Source organism: Zoogloea sp., assembly GCF_030157465.1.
GTDB lineage: Bacteria > Pseudomonadota > Gammaproteobacteria > Burkholderiales > Rhodocyclaceae > Zoogloea.
Genome location: NZ_JAOAUU010000080.1, coordinates 1 through 16780, shown reverse-complemented (window position 1 = coordinate 16780; position 16780 = coordinate 1). Strand labels below are relative to the sequence as shown.

Here is a 16780-nt window from a genome sequence, read left to right as displayed (position 1 = left end):
AAGCCTGTCTGAAAATGCTGGAAGAAATCGGCGACGTTTCCCGCGTTGGCGAGTACATCGCCCGTGCCAAAGACAAGAACGACAGTTTCAAGCTGATGGGCTTTGGTCACCGCGTGTACAAGAACTTCGACCCGCGCGCCAAGCTGATGCGCAAGGTCTGCTACGACGTTCTGAACGAACTCGGTCTTGAGAACGACCGTCTCTTCAAGCTCGCAATGGAGCTGGAAAAGATCGCCCTTGAAGATCCGTACTTCGTCGAGAAGAAGCTCTACCCGAACGTGGACTTCTACTCCGGCATCGTACAAAAGGCCCTCGGCATCCCGACCGACATGTTCACCTGCATCTTCGCTCTGGCCCGTACGGTTGGCTGGATGACGCAGTGGGAAGAAATGATCACCGATCCGGAATACAAGATCGGTCGTCCGCGTCAGCTCTACATCGGCGCCGCTCGTCGCGACGTCGTACCTCTGTCCCAGCGCGGCTAAGTCAGCCCTGAGGGGGAGGGGACACAGAAAACGAATGCGGGATGCTCGAGTTATCGAGTGATCCCGCTTCGTTTATCTGATTAGAAAACTAGAGGGGCTCCCTCTCTGCATTGAAGTACGTTCAAAAAATCAAGACACACGCCAGGTGGACGCCAATGATGAAACAGCTTTTTGAAAGCTCCCAACTGTTCGGCAGCAATGCGCCGTTCATCGAGGAACTTTACGAGAACTACCTCGACAACCCGGATTCCGTATCCGACGAATGGCGGAGCTATTTCGATTCGCTGCAGAACACTCCGGGTAACGGCCGCGATGTCGCGCACTATCCGATCATTAATGCCTTTGCCGATATGGCGAAGCGCGGCCCGGTTCGTACCGTGCTGGCTTCGGGCGGCGGCGACCAGAAGCAGGTCAGCGTCCTGCAACTGATCAACGCCCACCGATTCCTCGGTACCCGCTGGGCTCAGCTCGATCCGCTCAAGCGAACCGAGCGTCCGGAAATCCACGAGCTGGAGCTTTCCCACTACGGCTTCACCGAGGCCGATCTGAACGAGACCTTCAATACCGGCTCGTTCCACGGTCTGCCGAGCGATCGCGCCACCCTGCGCGAGATCCTCGACGCCGTTCGCCAGACCTACTGCGGCTCCATCGGCGCCGAGTACATGTACATGACGGACATCGGCGAGAAGCGCTGGATCCAGGCTCGTCTCGAGCCGAACCGCGGCAAGCCGGTGTTCGAAACTGCCAAGCAACGCCGGATTCTCGAGCGCCTCACGGCCGCCGAGACGATGGAGCGCTATCTGCACACCAAGTACGTCGGCCAGAAGCGCTTCTCGCTGGAAGGTGGCGAAAGCACGATCGTCGCGATGGACGAACTGGTCCGTGCATCCGGCAGCAGGGGCGTCCAGGAAATCGTCATCGGCATGGCTCACCGCGGCCGTCTGAACGTGCTGGTGAATACGCTCGGCAAGTCGCCGAGCATGCTGTTCTCCGAATTCGAAGGCAAGGCCGTTTCTGACCTTTCCGCCGGCGACGTGAAGTACCACATGGGTTTCTCCAGCGATGTCATGACGGCTGGTGGCCCGGTCCATCTGACGCTGGCCTTCAACCCGTCGCACCTTGAAATCGTCAACCCGGTGGTCGAAGGCTCGGTGTATGCCCGTCAGACCCGTCGCGGCGAAACCGGCAAGTCGGAAGTCGTTCCGGTGATCATTCACGGCGATGCGGCCGTTGCCGGCCAGGGTGTGAACCAGGAAATGCTCAACTTCGCGCAGACGCGAGGCTACGGCACGGGCGGCACGATCCACATTGTCGTGAACAACCAGATCGGCTTCACCACCTCCGATCCGCGCGACTACCGTTCTTCGCTGTATTGCACGGACATCTTCAAAATGTCCGAAGCGCCGATCTTCCACGTCAACGGTGACGATCCGGAAGCGGTTGCCTTCGTGATGGGCATCGCCGTCGAGTATCGGCAGGAGTTCAAGAAGGACGTGGTTGTGGACATCGTCTGCTTCCGCAAGCTTGGTCACAACGAGGCCGACGAGCCGATGGTGACCCAGCCGCTGATGTACAAGAAGATCGCCAAGCACCCTGGCACGCGCAAGCTCTACGCCGACAAGCTGGTCGCGCAGGGCATCTGCCAGGCCGACGAGCCGGAGCAGTTCATCAAGGACTACCGCGCTGCACTCGACAAGGGCGAACTCCTCACCAATCCCGTGCTGTCCGACTTCAAGCGCCAGTTCTCTCAGGACTGGGGGCCGTACGTCAACAAGAAGTACACCGACAAATGCGACAGCAAGGTGCCGATGGCCGAGCTCAAGCGGCTGTCCAAGGCGCTGACCACGACGCCGGAAGGCTTCGTGCTGCACTCGCGTGTGCAGAAGATCATCGACGACCGCAAGGCGATGGGCGAAGGCAAGCTGCCGCTCGACTGGGGTATGGGCGAAAACCTCGCTTACGCCAGCCTGCTGGTGCAAGGCTTCCCGGTGCGGATTTCCGGTGAAGACGTGGGCCGCGGTACGTTCTTCCACCGCCATGCTGCGCTGCACGATCAGAACCGTGACCAGTGGCATGACGGCACGCTCTACCCGCTGCAGAACATCCGCGAAGGTCAGGCGCCGTTCTACTGCTACGACTCGGTGCTGTCCGAAGAGGCCGTGCTGGCCTTCGAATACGGCTACTCGTCAGCCGAGCCCAACCAGCTCGTGATCTGGGAGGCCCAGTTCGGTGACTTCGCCAACGGCGCCCAGGTCGTGATGGACCAGTTCATCAGCTCCGGCGAGGCCAAGTGGGGTCGTCAGTGTGGCCTGGTCATGATGCTGCCGCATGGCTACGAAGGTCAGGGCCCGGAGCACTCGTCCGCCCGTATCGAGCGCTACATGCAGTTGTGCGCCGAGATGAACATGGAAGTGTGCATCCCGTCCGGCCCGTCGCAGATCTTCCATCTGCTGCGTCGCCAGGCCCTGCGCAAGCTGCGCAAGCCGCTGGTGATCATCACGCCCAAGTCTTTGCTGCGCCACAAGGATGCCGTGTCCTCGCTCGAAGACCTGTCCAAGGGTACTTTCGAAACCGTGATCGGCGAAGTCGACGAACTCGACGCCAACGCAGTCAGGCGCGTGGTGGTGTGTTCCGGCAAGATCTACTACGAACTGCTGGCCCATCGTCGTGCCAACGACATCAAGGACATCGCCATCGTTCGCCTCGAGCAGCTCTACCCGTTCCCGGCGGATGCTTTCAGGGGCGAAGTGAACAAGTATCCGAACGCCAAGGAAGTGGTGTGGTGCCAGGAAGAGCCCCGCAACCAGGGCGTCTGGTACTGGCTCGCCTCCCGCCATCATCTGGACAGTGCGCTTGGCGACAATCACAAGTTCCTGCTGGTGTCTCGTCCGGCCTCTGCATCGCCGGCCGTGGGTTACTACGCCAAGCACAACGCGCAGCAAAAAGCGGTTATCGAAAATGCGTTTGGCGAAATCAAAGCCTGATGCCCAAGTCCGTGCTGAACTGAACAAAAGGGAGAAAACATGCTGATCGAAGTCAAAGTACCGCAACTGTCCGAGTCCGTTTCCGAAGCCACGCTGGTCAGCTGGCACAAAAAGGAAGGCGATGCCGTTGCTCGCGACGAAAACCTGATCGACATCGAAACCGACAAGGTCGTGCTCGAGACCCCGGCCCCGGCTGCCGGCGTGCTGGTCAAGATCGTCAAGAACGGTGGCGATTCCGTGACCTCGGGTGAAGTCATTGCGACCATCGACACCGAAGCCACTGCGGCTGCCGGTGCTCCGGCTGCTGCTGCAGCACCTGCCGCTGTCGCTGCGCCTGCCGCTGCTGCTTCGTCCTCTGCCGCTGGCGCAGCCAGCCCGTCGGCCCGCAAGATTCTCGACGAGAAGGGTGTGGCTGCCGCCGATGTGTCCGGTTCCGGCCGTGGTGGTCGTGTGACCAAGGAAGATGCCGTTGCCGCCCAGCCGAAGGCTGCCGCGGTTGCTGCGCCGGCCGTGGCGATTGCCACCGGGGATCGTCCCGAGCAGCGCGTTCCGATGACCCGTCTGCGTGCCCGCATTGCCGAGCGCCTGATCCAGTCGAAGAACGAAAACGCCATCCTCACCACCTTCAACGAAGTCAACATGGCTCCGGTGATGGCACTGCGCAAGCAGTATGCCGAGAAGTTCGAGAAGGCTCATGGCGTGCGCCTGGGCTTCATGGGTTTCTTCGTGAAGGCTGCTGTTGCGGCCCTCAAGAAGTACCCGGTCTTGAACGCCTCGGTTGATGGCAACGACATCATCTACCACGGCTACATCGACATCGGTATCGCTGTCGGTTCGCCCCGTGGCCTGGTGGTGCCGATCCTGCGTGACGCCGACCAGATGTCCATCGCCGACATCGAGAAGAAGATTGCCGAATATGGCCAGAAGGCCAAGGACGGCAAGATCTCCCTCGAAGAGCTCACCGGCGGCACCTTCTCCATCTCCAACGGTGGCGTGTTCGGTTCGATGATGTCGACCCCGATCATCAACCCGCCGCAATCGGCGATTCTGGGCATCCATGCAACCAAGGATCGCGCCGTGGTTGAAAATGGTCAGGTTGTGGTTCGCCCGATCAACTACCTCGCCATGTCCTACGACCACCGGATCATCGATGGCCGTGAAGCCGTGCTTGGCCTGGTGACCATGAAGGAAGCCATGGAAGATCCGTCGCGTCTGCTGCTGGACGTCTGATCTCTCTGACCTGAGAGGCACGGCGGCGGCGGGTTTCCTGTCGCCGCCGTGCCTTGTTTCAATCCGAACAAGGAAGAATACATATGGCGAAGCAATTCGACGTTCTGGTCATTGGCGGTGGTCCCGGTGGCTACGTGGCTGCGATCCGCGCTGCGCAACTCGGTTTCAACACGGCGTGTGCCGAATCCAATCCCTACGCCGATCCGAAGGGCGAGCCCCGTCTGGGTGGCACCTGCCTCAACGTGGGCTGCATTCCCTCGAAGGCGCTGCTGCACACCTCCCACCTGTTTGAAGAAGCCGGTCACAGCTTCGAGGAGCAGGGCATTTCCGTGGGCACGCCGAAGATCGACGTGACCAAGATGATTGCCCGCAAGTCCAAGGTGGTCGACCAGCTCACGTCCGGCATCAAGGGCCTGTTCAAGAAGAACAAGGTCACCTTCCTGGCGGGCCATGGCTCTTTCGTCGCCAGGACCGATGCCGGCTGGCAGGTCAAGGTGGGCGAAGAAGTTGTCGAAGCCAAGCAGGTCATCGTGGCAACCGGTTCGTCCGCCCGTCACCTGCCGGGCATTCCGGTCGATAACAAGCTGATTTGCGACAACATCGGCGCCCTCGACATCGACGCCGTGCCCAAGCGCCTCGGCCTCATCGGCTCCGGCGTGATCGGCCTCGAAATGGGTTCCGTGTGGAATCGTCTCGGTTCCGAAGTGACCATCCTCGAAGCGATGGACAGCTTCCTCGGTGCGGCCGACCAGGACGTCGCGAAGGAAGCCCTCAAGCTCTTCACCAAGCAGGGCCTCGACATCAAGCTGTCGGTCAAGGTCGGCAAGGTGACGGCCGGCAAGAAGTCCGTCACGGTCGAGTACGAGACCAAGGATGGCGCCAAGACGGCCGAATTCGACCGTCTGATCGTTTCCGTCGGTCGCGTGCCCAACACCGGCGGCCTCAATGCCGAAGCGGTCGGCCTCAAGATCGATGCCCGTGGCTTCATCGAGGTCGATGATCACTGCAAGACCAGCCTGCCCGGCGTGTGGGCGGTGGGTGACGTGGTGCGCGGCCCGATGCTGGCGCACAAGGCGATGGAAGAGGGCGTGATGGTTGCCGAGCTGATGGCGGGCCAGGCCGGTCACTGCAATTTCGACACCGTGCCGTGGGTCATCTACACGTCGCCGGAAATCGCCTGGGTCGGCAAGACCGAGCAGCAGCTCAAGGCCGATGGCGTCGAATACCGTGTCGGCAAGATCCCGTTTGCGGCCAATGGCCGTGCGCTGGGTGCAGGCAGCCCGTCCGGCTTCGTCAAGATGCTGGCCGATGCCAAGACCGACCGTATCCTCGGTGTGCATATCATCGGTGCCAACGCGTCCGAGCTGATCGGCGAGGCGGTGGTGACGATGGAGTTTGCGGGTGCTTCCGAAGATCTGGCGCGCATCTGCCACGCTCACCCGACCCTGTCGGAAGCGGTGCATGAAGCAGCGCTGGCCGTGGATAAGCGTCCGCTGCACTTCTGAAAGCTCTGATGGAGCGGGGCGACCGTGAGGTCGTCCTGTTTCAGCCGGGGGTGGTCAGGCGCTAAAATGCCTGCCCGCCCCCGATTTCTTTTGGTTTTACCCAATCAAGACAATGCCCCACCGAATTCTTAAAGTCTCTGAACACGGCATGCTCGACGCCTACGAGGCGACCCTCAAGGCCAAGGGTTTCAAGTCCGATCCGGCCCAGCGCGCGGCGGCCCAGCGGCTGCAGGGGCTCTACTCCGAACTGGTGGCTTTCAAGGTTGCCCGGCGCGGGACGATCCGCAAGCTCCTGTCGCGACCCAAGCAGCCGCGCAGCGTTTATTTCTGGGGCGGCGTGGGGCGCGGCAAGAGCTTCCTGATGGATTGCTTTTATGACTCGGTGCCCTATCAGCGCAAACGCCGGGTGCACTTCCATGCCTTCATGCAGGAAGTGCAGAACGACCTCAAGAAATTCAACAACGAGCCGGATCCGCTGCAAAAGGTGGCCGACCGTATTTCCCGCGAAACCCGCCTGCTGTGTTTCGACGAGTTTCACGTGTCGGACATCGCCGATGCGATGATCCTCGGCCGGCTGCTCGAGGCCTTGTTCGCCCGCGGCACGGTCTTCGTGATGACCTCCAACTACCCGCCGGACGGCCTCTACCCGAACGGCCTGCAGCGTATCAATTTCCTGCCCACCATCGACATGATCAAGCGTCGTTTCGATGTGGTCGAGGTGGATCACGGAACGGATTACCGCCTGCGCACGCTCGAGCAGATGGATGCCTTCCTCGTACCTGCCGACGAAGCGGCCGACCGGCATCTGGCGATGGATTTCGAGAAGATTGCCGGCACGAAGGGCGAGCCTGGCGAGATCGAGGTGCTGGAGCGCACGCTCAAGGTGCAGCGCAAGGCGCCGGGCGTGATCTGGTTCGACTTTGACACGCTGTGTGGCGGCAACCGGTCGCAGAACGATTACCTCGAAATTGCCCGCGAACATCACACGCTGATTCTCTCCCGCGTGCCCAAAATGAGCGCTGCGATGGCGTCCGAGGCGCGGCGTTTCACCTGGCTGATCGACGTGCTTTACGATCACCGGGTCAAGCTGGTGGTCAGCGCCGAGTGCCAGGCGTATGACCTTTACCGCGAAGGGCACAAAGCCAACGAGTTTCTGCGCACCGTCAGCCGTCTGATCGAGATGCGTTCCCGCGACTACCTCGCCGAAGCGCACCGCACTGAATAGACGCTCGATGAGCGCGTGGCGCATCGCCTTCCTCGCCGGCCTTGCCGCGCTGGCCCTGCCGGCCGCGGCCGGGGCGCAGCTCGAGATCGTCACGCTCCGGCATCGTCCGGCCGAGCAGGTTCTGGCCGGCCTTCAGCCCTTTGTCGAGCCGGGCGGCGCAGTCAGCAGCCTGGGCGACAAGATCCTGCTGCGCGTTTCGCCAGCCAATCTTGCCGAACTGCGCACAGCCATCGCCGCTCTGGACACCCCGCTGCGGCAACTTGTCGTGTCGGTTCGCCAGACCGCTGCATGGCACGGGCAGGGCGGCGGTGTCGGCGCCTCCGGCCGCGCAGGGCAGGGCGGCAGCCGGGTTGAGATTCAGGGCGGCAGCACCGACAGCCACCGCGAGGACGCGGTCAGCCAGCAGGTGCAGGTGCTCGAAGGCGGCCGGGCGCTGATCCGCGTCGGGCAGTCGCTTCCGCTGGTGATGCGCGAGTGGCGGGCGACGCCGGGTGGCTGGGTGCGGGTGGATTCCGTGCGTCGCACGGATGTGGGCTCGGGCTTTTATGCGCTGCCGCAGGTGCTGGGCGATCGGGTGAATGTCGAGATCAGTCCGTCGCTGGAGCAGGTCGGGCCGGATGGCGTGGTGGAGTCAGCGCGACTGACGACCACGGTTTCCGGGCCGCTGGGCACGTGGATTTCCCTGGGTGCCAGTCAGTCGGACACCCATCGCGCGGATTACGGCAGCACCGGATTCGCCCGGAGCAGCAGCCAGTCCGGCGGCCAGGTCTGGCTGCGCGTCGATGCGATCGAATAGCATCTCTTCCTGCTTCCTGAATGATGAATATTGAAACCGCTTTTGCCGCCGACGGCCCCCTGGCCGCGGCGATCCCCGGATTTTCCCCGCGCCCGCAGCAGGTCGAGATGGCCGAGCGCATTGCCAGCACGCTCAAGGAGAACCGCGTGCTGGTGGCCGAGGCCGGGACCGGCACCGGAAAAACCTACGCCTACCTGGTTCCGGCGCTGCTGAACGGCGGCAAGGTGATCATCTCCACCGGCACCAAAACCCTGCAGGACCAGCTCTTCAACCGCGACCTGCCCACCATCCGCGCCGCGCTCAAGGTGCCGGTCGGGGTTGCCTTGCTCAAGGGCCGCGCCAACTACGTGTGCCATTACCACCTGGCCCGCAACCTCGTCGACGGCCGCTTCCAGACCCCTGAGGATTCGGCCCACGTGCGTGCCATCGGGCGCTTCATGGAAATAACCCAGAGCGGAGACAAGGCCGAATGTCCGGAAGTGCCGGAAGACGCCTTCGCCTGGCAGTTTGCCACTTCGTCGCGGGATAACTGCCTGGGGCAGGAATGCCCCAACATCAAGGAATGTTTCGTCGCCAACGCGCGGCGGGCGGCGATGGACGCCGATGTGGTGGTGGTCAACCATCACCTGTTCTTTGCCGACGTGATGCTGCGTGACGAAGGCATGGGCGAGTTGTTGCCCTCGTGCAACGCGGTCATCTTTGACGAAGCCCACCAGTTGCCGGAAACCGCCAGCCTGTTTTTCGGCGAAAGCGTTTCAACGGCCCAGCTTCTCGAACTCGCCCGCGATACGCGCTCGGAAACCGTGGCCGCCGCGCGGGATTGCATCGACCTGATCGAAGCCACCCGCAAGCTCGAAAAAGCCGCCCGCGACCTGCGCCTGTCCATTCCCACCGAAAACGCCCGCTTCGGTTTTGCGCAGCTCGACGACAACAAGGCCTTCCACGAAGCCGTCGAAATCCTGGACACCGAACTGGCCGGGTTCGGCACGATGCTTGAAACCCAGGCCGAGCGTTCGGAAGGCCTCGCCAACTGCCTGCGCCGCACCCAGGAGCTGCAGGAGCGGCTGGCCCGCTGGCAGGTGCCGGAGGGCGGCGAGTGGGTGCGCTGGGTTGAAGTCTTCAGCCAGACCTTGTCCCTCAATGCCACGCCGCTGTCGATTGCCGCAATCTTCAAGCGCCAGATGGATGGCCACCCGCGGGCCTGGGTGTTCACCTCGGCCACCCTGGCCGTCGGCCGGGATTTTGGCCATTACTGCCGCGAGCTGGGCCTCAACTGGGTCGAGCCACCCATCGAGACCGCCGTGTGGGGCAGCCCCTTCGATTATCAGAAGCAGGCCGTGCTTTACGCACCGCAAGACATGCCCGAGCCGAACAGCCCCGAATACCCGGATGCGGTGGCCAAGGTGGCTTTTCCGCTGATCCGCGCGGCCCATGGCCGAACCTTCGTGCTGTGCACCTCGCTGCGCGCCATGCGCCGCATCCACGAACTGATCGCCGATGATCTGGCGCGCGAAAAGCTGGATCTGCCGCTGCTGATCCAGGGCGAAGGTTCGCGCACCGAACTGCTCGAGCGCTTCCGGCGCCTCGGCAACGCCATCCTGGTGGCCAGCCAGAGCTTCTGGGAAGGCGTGGACGTGCCTGGCGATGCGTTGTCGGTGGTGGTGATCGACAAGCTGCCCTTCGCGCCGCCCGACGACCCCGTGCTCGCGGCACGCATTGAAAACATGCAGAAGGCCGGCCGCAGCCCCTTCATGGAATATCAGTTGCCGCGCGCCGTGATCAACGTCAAGCAGGGGGCCGGCCGCTTGATCCGCACCGAGCGGGACAAGGGCGTGCTCGCCATCTGCGATCCGCGCATGCTCACCAAGCCCTACGGCAAGCGCGTCTGGCAAAGCCTGCCGCCGATGCGGCGCAGCAAGCACGAGGCCGAGGTGGTGGCCTTTCTTGAAGAGCTGCCGCCGCCGGCGGCGCGCACCTAAGCAACGCAGGCGCTTGATACAATCCGGCGCCTGCCTGTTCATTGTTCCGCGTTGCCCTCCATGCCCGTCAAAGGCTCATCCAAGCTTTCCGAAACCTTTCTTGCCGCGCTGGCAAGCGGCAACTGCGCGGGCACCGCCGAGGCGCTCAATGCCGGTTGCCAGTGCGTCTCGCTCGACCGCCAGGCGCTTGTCGGCGCGCTCGCCCGCGACCCGCGGGACGGCGCGCTGCAGGCCATGCTGGCCGAGTCGCGGCCGCACCTTTTCGCCGATTCGATGGCCTTTGTGTCGGCCCGCCACGTGAAGCGCATGGCCGATGTGGTGGCAGCCATCGAAGATGTTGTCGCGCTGCCGGCCTGGCAGGACACGGTACTGGCCTGGGCGCCTGAAAGCGCCCGGCGGCCGGCAAAGGCCGCGGGGGTTTTTCTCGGCTACGACTTTCACCTGGGGGCCGATGGGCCGCAACTGATCGAGATCAACACCAACGCGGGTGGCGGTCTGCTCAATGCCATCCTCGGTCGCGCCCAGCGGGCCTGCTGCAACGAGGTGGCCGAGGCGATGGAAGCCATGCAGGGGAGCGATGCGGCCGACCTCGAAGCGCGTTTCGTCGAGATGTTTCGCGCCGAGTGGCGGGCCGAGCGGGGTGAGGTAGTGCTCCGCAGCATCGCCATCGTCGACGAGGCCCCGCAGGAGCAATACCTGCTGCCCGAGTTCCTGCTCTTCCAGCGGCTCTTCGAGCGTCACGGCATCACCGCCTGGATCTGCGATCCTGCCGAGCTTGTGCACACCGGCGCCGGGCTCACGCTCCACGGCCAGCCGGTTGACCTCGTCTATAACCGTCTTACCGATTTTGCCCTTGAGGCTCCGGCCAGCCGCGCCCTGCGCGAGGCATGGTTTGCCGGTTCGGCGGTCATCACGCCGCACCCGCGGGCCCACGCGCTGTATGCCGACAAGCGCAACCTGGTGCTGCTCTCCGATCCGGCCCGCTTGCGCAGCCTGGGCGTTGGCGAGGGCAGCATCGCCACGGTTGTTGCCGGCGTGCCGCGCACCGAAGCGGTTGTGCGCGAGCAGGCGGATGATTTCTGGGCGCGTCGGCGCCGCCTGTTCTTCAAGCCGGCGTCGGGTTTCGGCAGTCGCGGCGCGTATCGCGGCGACAAGCTCACCAAGCGGGTCTTCGAGGAGATCCTGGCCGGCGACTACATCGCCCAGGCTCTGGTGCCCCCCACCGAGCGGCGTCTTGAAGTTGAAGGGGCAACCGTCGACCTCAAGATGGATTTGCGCAACTACGTCTATCGCGGCGAAGTCCAACTGGTAACGGCTCGTCTGTATCGCGGCCAGACCACCAATTTTCGTACGCCCGGCGGCGGTTTTGCGCCGGTTCTGGCCGTGCCCTGCGAGCACGGGGAAGAGGGCGCGGGGGCATGAAAGTCTTCGGATTCGCCGGCTGGTCCGGTTCCGGCAAGACCACGTTGATCGAAAAGATCATTCCGCAGATCACCGGCCGCGGCCTTAGTGTGTCGGTCATCAAGCATGCCCATCATGGTTTCGACGTGGACAAGCCGGGCAAGGATTCCTGGCGCCACCGCGAAGCCGGGGCGAGCGAGATCCTGCTGATTTCCGACGAGCGCTGGGTGCTGATGCACGAACTGCGCGGCGCGCCGGAGCCGGATCTCGATGTGCAGCTGGGGCGCCTGTCGCCCTGCGACCTCGTGCTGGTCGAGGGCTTCAAGAATGTGCAGATTCCCAAGCTCGAGGTGCATCGCCCGGCCCACGCCCGCCCGCTGCTGTACCCCGACAATCCGGCCATCGTTGCGATTGCCACCGACGGGGAACTCGACGCGCCCCTGGAGCGTCTTGATCTCAACGACCCGGCCGCCGTGGCCGGCTTCATCCTTCATCATCAGGGCCTGATATGAGCAATCCCATGCGCGCCTTCGAGGACGTGCGGTCGGCACTGCTGGCCGCCGCCACGCCCGTTACGGGCATCGACAAGGTTTCCACCGCTGCGGCCCTCGGGCGTGTGCTCGCCGCCGACCAGGTTTCCGGCCTGCAGGTGCCGCCGCTGGACAATTCGGCTATGGATGGCTACGCCATCAACACGGCCGACGTGACGGCTGCAGGCGCGCGGCTCACCGTTGCCCAGCGCATTCCTGCCGGCTCGGTTGGCCACGCGCTGGCGCGGGGCACGGCGGCACGCATCTTCACCGGCGCGCCGGTGCCGCGTGGTGCCGACGCCATCGTGATGCAGGAGCTGTGCAGCATCGATGGCGACAGCGTGGTGATCGACCATGTGCCCAAGCCCGGTGAGTGGATTCGCCGGGCCGGCGAGGATATCGCCCTCGGCAGCACCGTGCTGGCGGCCGGCGTGCGCCTCAACCCCCAGATGCTGGGCCTTGCCGCGTCGGTGGGCTGTGCAACGCTGCCGGTGTACCGCCGCCTGCGCGTGGCGCTGTTTTCAACCGGCGACGAACTCGTCATGCCCGGTGATCCGCTGCCGCCCGGTGCCATCTACAACTCCAACCGCTACGTGCTGCGCGGCCTTCTCGAAGCCCTGGGCTGTGAAGTCTCCGACCTCGGCATCGTGCCGGACGATCTCGAGGCCACCCGTGCGGCGCTGCGCGGCGCGGCGGCCGGCAACGACCTGATCGTCACCAGCGGCGGCGTGTCGGTGGGCGAGGAAGACCACGTCAAGCCCGCTGTACAGGCCGAGGGCCGGCTCGATTTGTGGCTCGTGGCGATGAAGCCCGGCAAGCCGGTGGCTTTTGGCCACGTGAACGATCTGGCGGGTGGCGCGGGCGCTGCCTTCATCGGCCTGCCCGGCAACCCCGTGTCGAGCTTCGTCACCTTCATCATGCTGGTGCGGCCTTTTGTGCTCCGCGCGATGGGCGTGGCCGATTGCCTGCCGCGCGAGATTCCGCTCACCGCCGGCTTCGACTGGCCCCGGCCCGACCGCCGTCGCGAGTTCCTGCGGGCGCGCATCGGCGACGATGGCCGGGTTGTGCTTTTCCCCAACCAGGGCCCCGGCGTCCTCACCTCGACGGTGTGGGCCGATGGCCTCGTCAGTACCCCTCCCGGCACGTCGCTTGCGGCCGGGGAGCAGGTCCAGTTCATTCCCTACTCTGAGTTGTTGTCATGAGCATCAAGGTTCTCTATTTCGCCAGCCTGCGTGAAACCCTCGGCTATTCCCACGAAACCCTCACCCTGCCGGCCAGCATCGCCACCCTGGGCGACTTGCGTGGTCATCTGGCCAGACGCGGCGGTGTGTGGGAGGCGCTGGAAGAAGGGCGAAACGTGCGCGCTGCCATCAACCAGAACATGGTCGGCCCCGAAGCGGCCGTGGCCGATCGGGACGAAGTCGCCTTCTTTCCGCCGGTAACCGGAGGTTAGCTTGAACACCATCAGCGTCCAGGAGGCCGACTTCGATGTCGGCGCAGAAATCGAAGCCCTGTCGGCGGGGCGCGCCGACGTGGGCGCGGTGGCGAGCTTCGTCGGGCTGGTGCGGGCCGACACGCTGGCAGGCGAGGACGACGACGTGTCGGCGATGACGCTGGAGCACTATCCCGGCATGACCGAGAAGTCGCTCGAAGCCATTGTTGCCGAAGCCGACGGGCGCTGGAGCCTGCTCGGTACGCGGGTCATCCACCGCTTCGGCCGCCTGGTGCCCGGCGAGCGCATCGTCTTCGTCGGTGTTGCCAGCAGCCACCGGGGCGACGCCTTTGCCGCCTGCGAGTTCATCATGGACTACCTGAAAACCCGCGCCCCCTTCTGGAAAAAGGAAGACACGCCCGCAGGCGGCCGCTGGGTGGATGCCCGTGAAGCCGATGATTCTGCGGCGGCGCGGTGGGGCCGCACGCCAGACTGAGTTTGCGCGGCTACCGGGCAAACAGCTCCGGCAGCCCGGTTGCCAGCCACGGCATCCACGAGATCGCCAGCGCGCCGAGGAAGATCGCGAGCAGCGCCGGCAGCACCGAAACCGCGATTTCCCGGATCGGTTTTCTGAACATCGCCGAAGCAAAGAAGATGTTCATGCCGGCAGGCGGGCACAGAAAGCCCATTTCCATCACCGCCAGAAAGATCACGCCAAAGTGCACCGGGTCGATGCCGTAGCTGATGGCCACCGGCAGCAGCAGCGGCACCAGCACGACGATGGCGGCGTAGATTTCCATCAGCGCGCCGGCGGCGAACAGGAAGATGTTGAGCGCCACCATGAAGGCGAACTTGTTCGGCAGCGCCTGCTGCACCCATTCCACCGCCGCGTCGGGAATGCCGGCGTCCACCAGATAGTTGGTCAGGCCGAGGGCCATGCCGAGGATCACCATCACGCCGCCGATCACCTGTGCGCAGTCGGCCAGGCAGCGCCGCAGCGTCGGCCAGTCGAGTTCCCGGTGGGCGAAGGCCTGGGTGATGAGGGCGTAGGCGGCGGTGAGCGCGGCGCTCTCGGTGGGCGTGGCGATGCCGCTGACCAGCGAGCCGATAGCCACCACCGGGGCGAGGATTTCCCAGCGGGCGGCCCAGGCCGCGGCGAGTGCGGCGCCGAGATCGGCCTTCGGACGGTTTTCAGCAAGGGGGGCCACGCCATCCTTGCGCAGGTAGCCGCCGAAAATCAGCAGAAAAACCACCATCACCAGCGCCGGCACGATGCCCGCCAGGAACATGGTGTTGATCGGCACGCGGGCGATGATCGCGTACATGATCAGCGGCACCGACGGGGCCAGCAGCACGCCGAGTGCGCTGGCGCTGGTCACCAGGCTGATGCCGCGGCGCTCCGGAAAGCCGGCGTCCTTCAGGAGCGGCAGCAGCAGTCCGCCGAGGGCGAGGATGGTGACTCCGCTGCCGCCGGTGAAGGCGGTAAAAAATGAACACAGCAGCGCCGCCGCAATGACCGTGCCGGTGGCGCCGCCTCCAAAGCAGGCGGTGAACAGCGTGCCCAGTCGTCCGGCCGCGCCGCTCCGGGCAAACACCAGCCCGGCCAGCGTGAATAGCGGCAGCGCCGGCAGCGATGGATTGACGGTGATCTGGTAATGGGACAGCGGCACCGAGGCCAGCGGCTGGCCTTCGGACCAGAACAGTGCGAGGGCCAATCCGCCGAGCACGGCAAAGATCGGCGCGCCGGCCAGCAGCGCGGCAAGCAGCCACAGGCCAAAGGGCAGCAGCGGCAGGCTGGCGCCGTCGAAATACCAGGCAAAGGCGAAGCCCGCCGCCGTGAGCGCCACGCCAATAGCGAGTCGCACAACAAACAGCGATGCGCAGCGACTGCCGAGCTTGACGCCCAGGATCACGAACCCGGCCGGCATCAGCGCCTGGATGGCCCACACCGGAATGCCGTAGGCCAGTTCGCGGCCGGCTTCCAGTTCGCTGGCGACAAAGCTCCAGCTGGCCGCGGCCAGCATGCCGGCCAGGATTGCCGCGCTGCCCTTGGCAAAGAGCGTCGATGCCCGGGCGAGCCGCGGATTGCTTGCCGTGGCAAAGCCGCTGCCGAGCGCGGTGAGGTGCCCGCCGCGCTCGGCCAGCACGGCTCCGAACATCGCCAGCGCCAGGCCCAGGTGCTGCACGATCATGGGGGCGTTGGTGATGCCCTTGCCGTGCAGCGGGCGCAGGGCGATTTCGATCAACGGGATCAGGGTCATCAGCGCCAGGGCGGCGGAGGCGATGAATTCGTCCAGGGCGGGGAAGCGGCGCATGGGTTCAGCGTTCTGGCGGCGGCGAGCGTGTCGGCCCGCCGCGGGTTATCAAGGGGTGTGGGGGCAAACGGGTTTGCCCCGGCGGGCGTCTGTCAGCGCTTGCCGGCGCGGTAGGCTTTGAGCAGCGCCATGACTTCATCGAAGGTTTCAGCCGGAACCATCTTGCCGCGGATGCGGGGGTAGAGTTTTTCGGCCAGGTCGTTCCATTCCTTCATCTGTTCGGGCGTGGGCTTATGGATCTGCAGGCCGCGCTTTTTCATGGCTTCGACGGCTTCGTCCACTTCCTGGCGGGCCTTGGTCCGGATCTGCATGCCGGCCTTGCTGCCGGCGCTGCGCAGGGCGTCCTGAGCGGCGGGGCTCATGTCGTCCCAGGCCTTTTTGGTGACCACCAGGGCGCCGACGATGGGTGCCCAGTTGATGTCGAGCATGTGGGGGGCGGTGGCATACACCTGGCTGGCCAGCGCGAAGTAGGGGGTGGCGGGCACCGCGTTGATCATGCCGGTCTGGATCGAGGGCAGGATGTCGCTGGTTTCCAGTGGCACGGGCGTGTAGCCGATGCTTTTCATGATGTCCTGCTGCTCGGCTTCACCGGCCCAGGCGAAGAACTTCATCTTGCGATAGTCGTCCGGGCGCACCGCGGCCTCCTTCGAGAAGAAGCGCACCCAGCCGGCGTCGCCCCAGGCCAGCACCACGAAGCCCTTGTCGAGAAATTTCTTCTCCATGGCCGGGCGCAGTTTTTCACGCACGTAATCGACTTCGTCCCAGCTCCTGAACAGCAGCGGCATGTTTTGCAGCGCCGCGATGGAGGGTTCGATCTCGCGCAGCCCGACAACCGACAGCAGCGCGCCCTGCAACTGGCCGATGCGCATGCGGCGGGCCATGTCGGTTTCGCCGCCCT

At 64.5% G+C, this 16780-nt stretch carries 14 protein-coding genes; 12 read left to right on the top strand and 2 right to left on the bottom strand.

The window, feature by feature from the left end; translation table 11 throughout:
• The 12 genes from Q1W26_RS10905 to moaE form a co-directional block, all read left to right on the top strand.
• The coding region (locus Q1W26_RS10905) for a citrate/2-methylcitrate synthase (protein ID WP_300439740.1) at nucleotides 1–485 on the top strand (485 nt) is incomplete at its 5' end.
• Nucleotides 486–640: 155 nt separating this feature from the next.
• Nucleotides 641–3469, top strand: coding sequence for a 2-oxoglutarate dehydrogenase E1 component (locus Q1W26_RS10900; protein WP_300439739.1), 2829 nt, complete (start codon nucleotides 641–643; stop codon nucleotides 3467–3469).
• A gap of 39 nt (nucleotides 3470–3508) precedes the next feature.
• Nucleotides 3509–4699 (top strand): 2-oxoglutarate dehydrogenase complex dihydrolipoyllysine-residue succinyltransferase, encoded by a 1191-nt coding sequence (odhB, locus tag Q1W26_RS10895; protein ID WP_300439736.1) that lies wholly within the window; start codon nucleotides 3509–3511, stop codon nucleotides 4697–4699.
• An 83-nt stretch (nucleotides 4700–4782) separates the two neighbouring features.
• On the top strand, nucleotides 4783–6204 hold the full coding sequence (gene lpdA / locus Q1W26_RS10890) for a dihydrolipoyl dehydrogenase (protein WP_300439733.1): 1422 nt from the start codon (nucleotides 4783–4785) through the stop codon (nucleotides 6202–6204).
• 112 nt (nucleotides 6205–6316) lie between these two features.
• Nucleotides 6317–7429: a cell division protein ZapE gene (zapE, locus tag Q1W26_RS10885; RefSeq protein WP_300439731.1), complete on the top strand. Its 1113-nt coding sequence runs from the start codon at nucleotides 6317–6319 to the stop codon at nucleotides 7427–7429.
• A 7-nt stretch (nucleotides 7430–7436) separates the two neighbouring features.
• Nucleotides 7437–8225, top strand: coding sequence for a hypothetical protein (locus Q1W26_RS10880; protein ID WP_300439729.1), 789 nt, complete (start codon nucleotides 7437–7439; stop codon nucleotides 8223–8225).
• Between the two features lie 20 nt (nucleotides 8226–8245).
• Entirely contained in the window at nucleotides 8246–10204 is a 1959-nt protein-coding gene (locus Q1W26_RS10875; protein WP_300439727.1) for an ATP-dependent DNA helicase, read from the top strand.
• A gap of 60 nt (nucleotides 10205–10264) precedes the next feature.
• On the top strand, nucleotides 10265–11626 hold the full coding sequence (locus Q1W26_RS10870; protein ID WP_300439725.1) for a hypothetical protein: 1362 nt from the start codon (nucleotides 10265–10267) through the stop codon (nucleotides 11624–11626).
• Nucleotides 11623–12117, top strand: coding sequence for a molybdopterin-guanine dinucleotide biosynthesis protein B (gene mobB / locus Q1W26_RS10865; protein WP_300439723.1), 495 nt, complete (start codon nucleotides 11623–11625; stop codon nucleotides 12115–12117). The genes Q1W26_RS10870 and mobB overlap by 4 nt, the downstream gene beginning before the upstream one ends.
• Nucleotides 12114–13337, top strand: a complete 1224-nt coding sequence (glp, locus tag Q1W26_RS10860; RefSeq protein ID WP_300439721.1) for a gephyrin-like molybdotransferase Glp — start codon at nucleotides 12114–12116, stop codon at nucleotides 13335–13337. The genes mobB and glp overlap by 4 nt, the downstream gene beginning before the upstream one ends.
• Nucleotides 13334–13588: a molybdopterin converting factor subunit 1 gene (gene moaD / locus Q1W26_RS10855; protein ID WP_300439719.1), complete on the top strand. Its 255-nt coding sequence runs from the start codon at nucleotides 13334–13336 to the stop codon at nucleotides 13586–13588. The genes glp and moaD overlap by 4 nt, the downstream gene beginning before the upstream one ends.
• 1 nt (nucleotide 13589) lies before the next feature.
• Nucleotides 13590–14063 carry a molybdopterin synthase catalytic subunit MoaE gene (gene moaE / locus Q1W26_RS10850; protein ID WP_300439717.1) on the top strand — a complete coding sequence of 158 codons (474 nt, stop codon included), beginning with the start codon at nucleotides 13590–13592 and terminating at the stop codon, nucleotides 14061–14063.
• A gap of 10 nt (nucleotides 14064–14073) precedes the next feature.
• Here moaE and Q1W26_RS10845 read toward each other — a convergent pair whose 3' ends face one another.
• Both Q1W26_RS10845 and dctP read right to left on the bottom strand, forming a co-directional pair.
• Entirely contained in the window at nucleotides 14074–15882 is a 1809-nt protein-coding gene (locus Q1W26_RS10845; protein ID WP_300439715.1) for a TRAP transporter large permease subunit, read from the bottom strand.
• A 92-nt stretch (nucleotides 15883–15974) separates the two neighbouring features.
• Nucleotides 15975–16780 (bottom strand): TRAP transporter substrate-binding protein DctP (gene dctP / locus Q1W26_RS10840; protein WP_300439713.1); only part of this gene is annotated, 806 nt, incomplete at its 5' end.

Coding starts and splice junctions, on each gene's coding strand:
- Q1W26_RS10880 (WP_300439729.1), top strand. CDS start 7,437: ATGAGCGCGTGGCGCATCGCCTTCCTCGCCGGCCTTGCCGCGCTGGCC.
- moaD (WP_300439719.1), top strand. CDS start 13,334: ATGAGCATCAAGGTTCTCTATTTCGCCAGCCTGCGTGAAACCCTCGGC.
- Q1W26_RS10900 (WP_300439739.1), top strand. CDS start 641: ATGATGAAACAGCTTTTTGAAAGCTCCCAACTGTTCGGCAGCAATGCG.
- odhB (WP_300439736.1), top strand. CDS start 3,509: ATGCTGATCGAAGTCAAAGTACCGCAACTGTCCGAGTCCGTTTCCGAA.
- mobB (WP_300439723.1), top strand. CDS start 11,623: ATGAAAGTCTTCGGATTCGCCGGCTGGTCCGGTTCCGGCAAGACCACG.
- glp (WP_300439721.1), top strand. CDS start 12,114: ATGAGCAATCCCATGCGCGCCTTCGAGGACGTGCGGTCGGCACTGCTG.
- lpdA (WP_300439733.1), top strand. CDS start 4,783: ATGGCGAAGCAATTCGACGTTCTGGTCATTGGCGGTGGTCCCGGTGGC.
- Q1W26_RS10870 (WP_300439725.1), top strand. CDS start 10,265: ATGCCCGTCAAAGGCTCATCCAAGCTTTCCGAAACCTTTCTTGCCGCG.
- zapE (WP_300439731.1), top strand. CDS start 6,317: ATGCCCCACCGAATTCTTAAAGTCTCTGAACACGGCATGCTCGACGCC.
- Q1W26_RS10875 (WP_300439727.1), top strand. CDS start 8,246: ATGATGAATATTGAAACCGCTTTTGCCGCCGACGGCCCCCTGGCCGCG.
- Q1W26_RS10845 (WP_300439715.1), bottom strand. CDS start 15,882: ATGCGCCGCTTCCCCGCCCTGGACGAATTCATCGCCTCCGCCGCCCTG.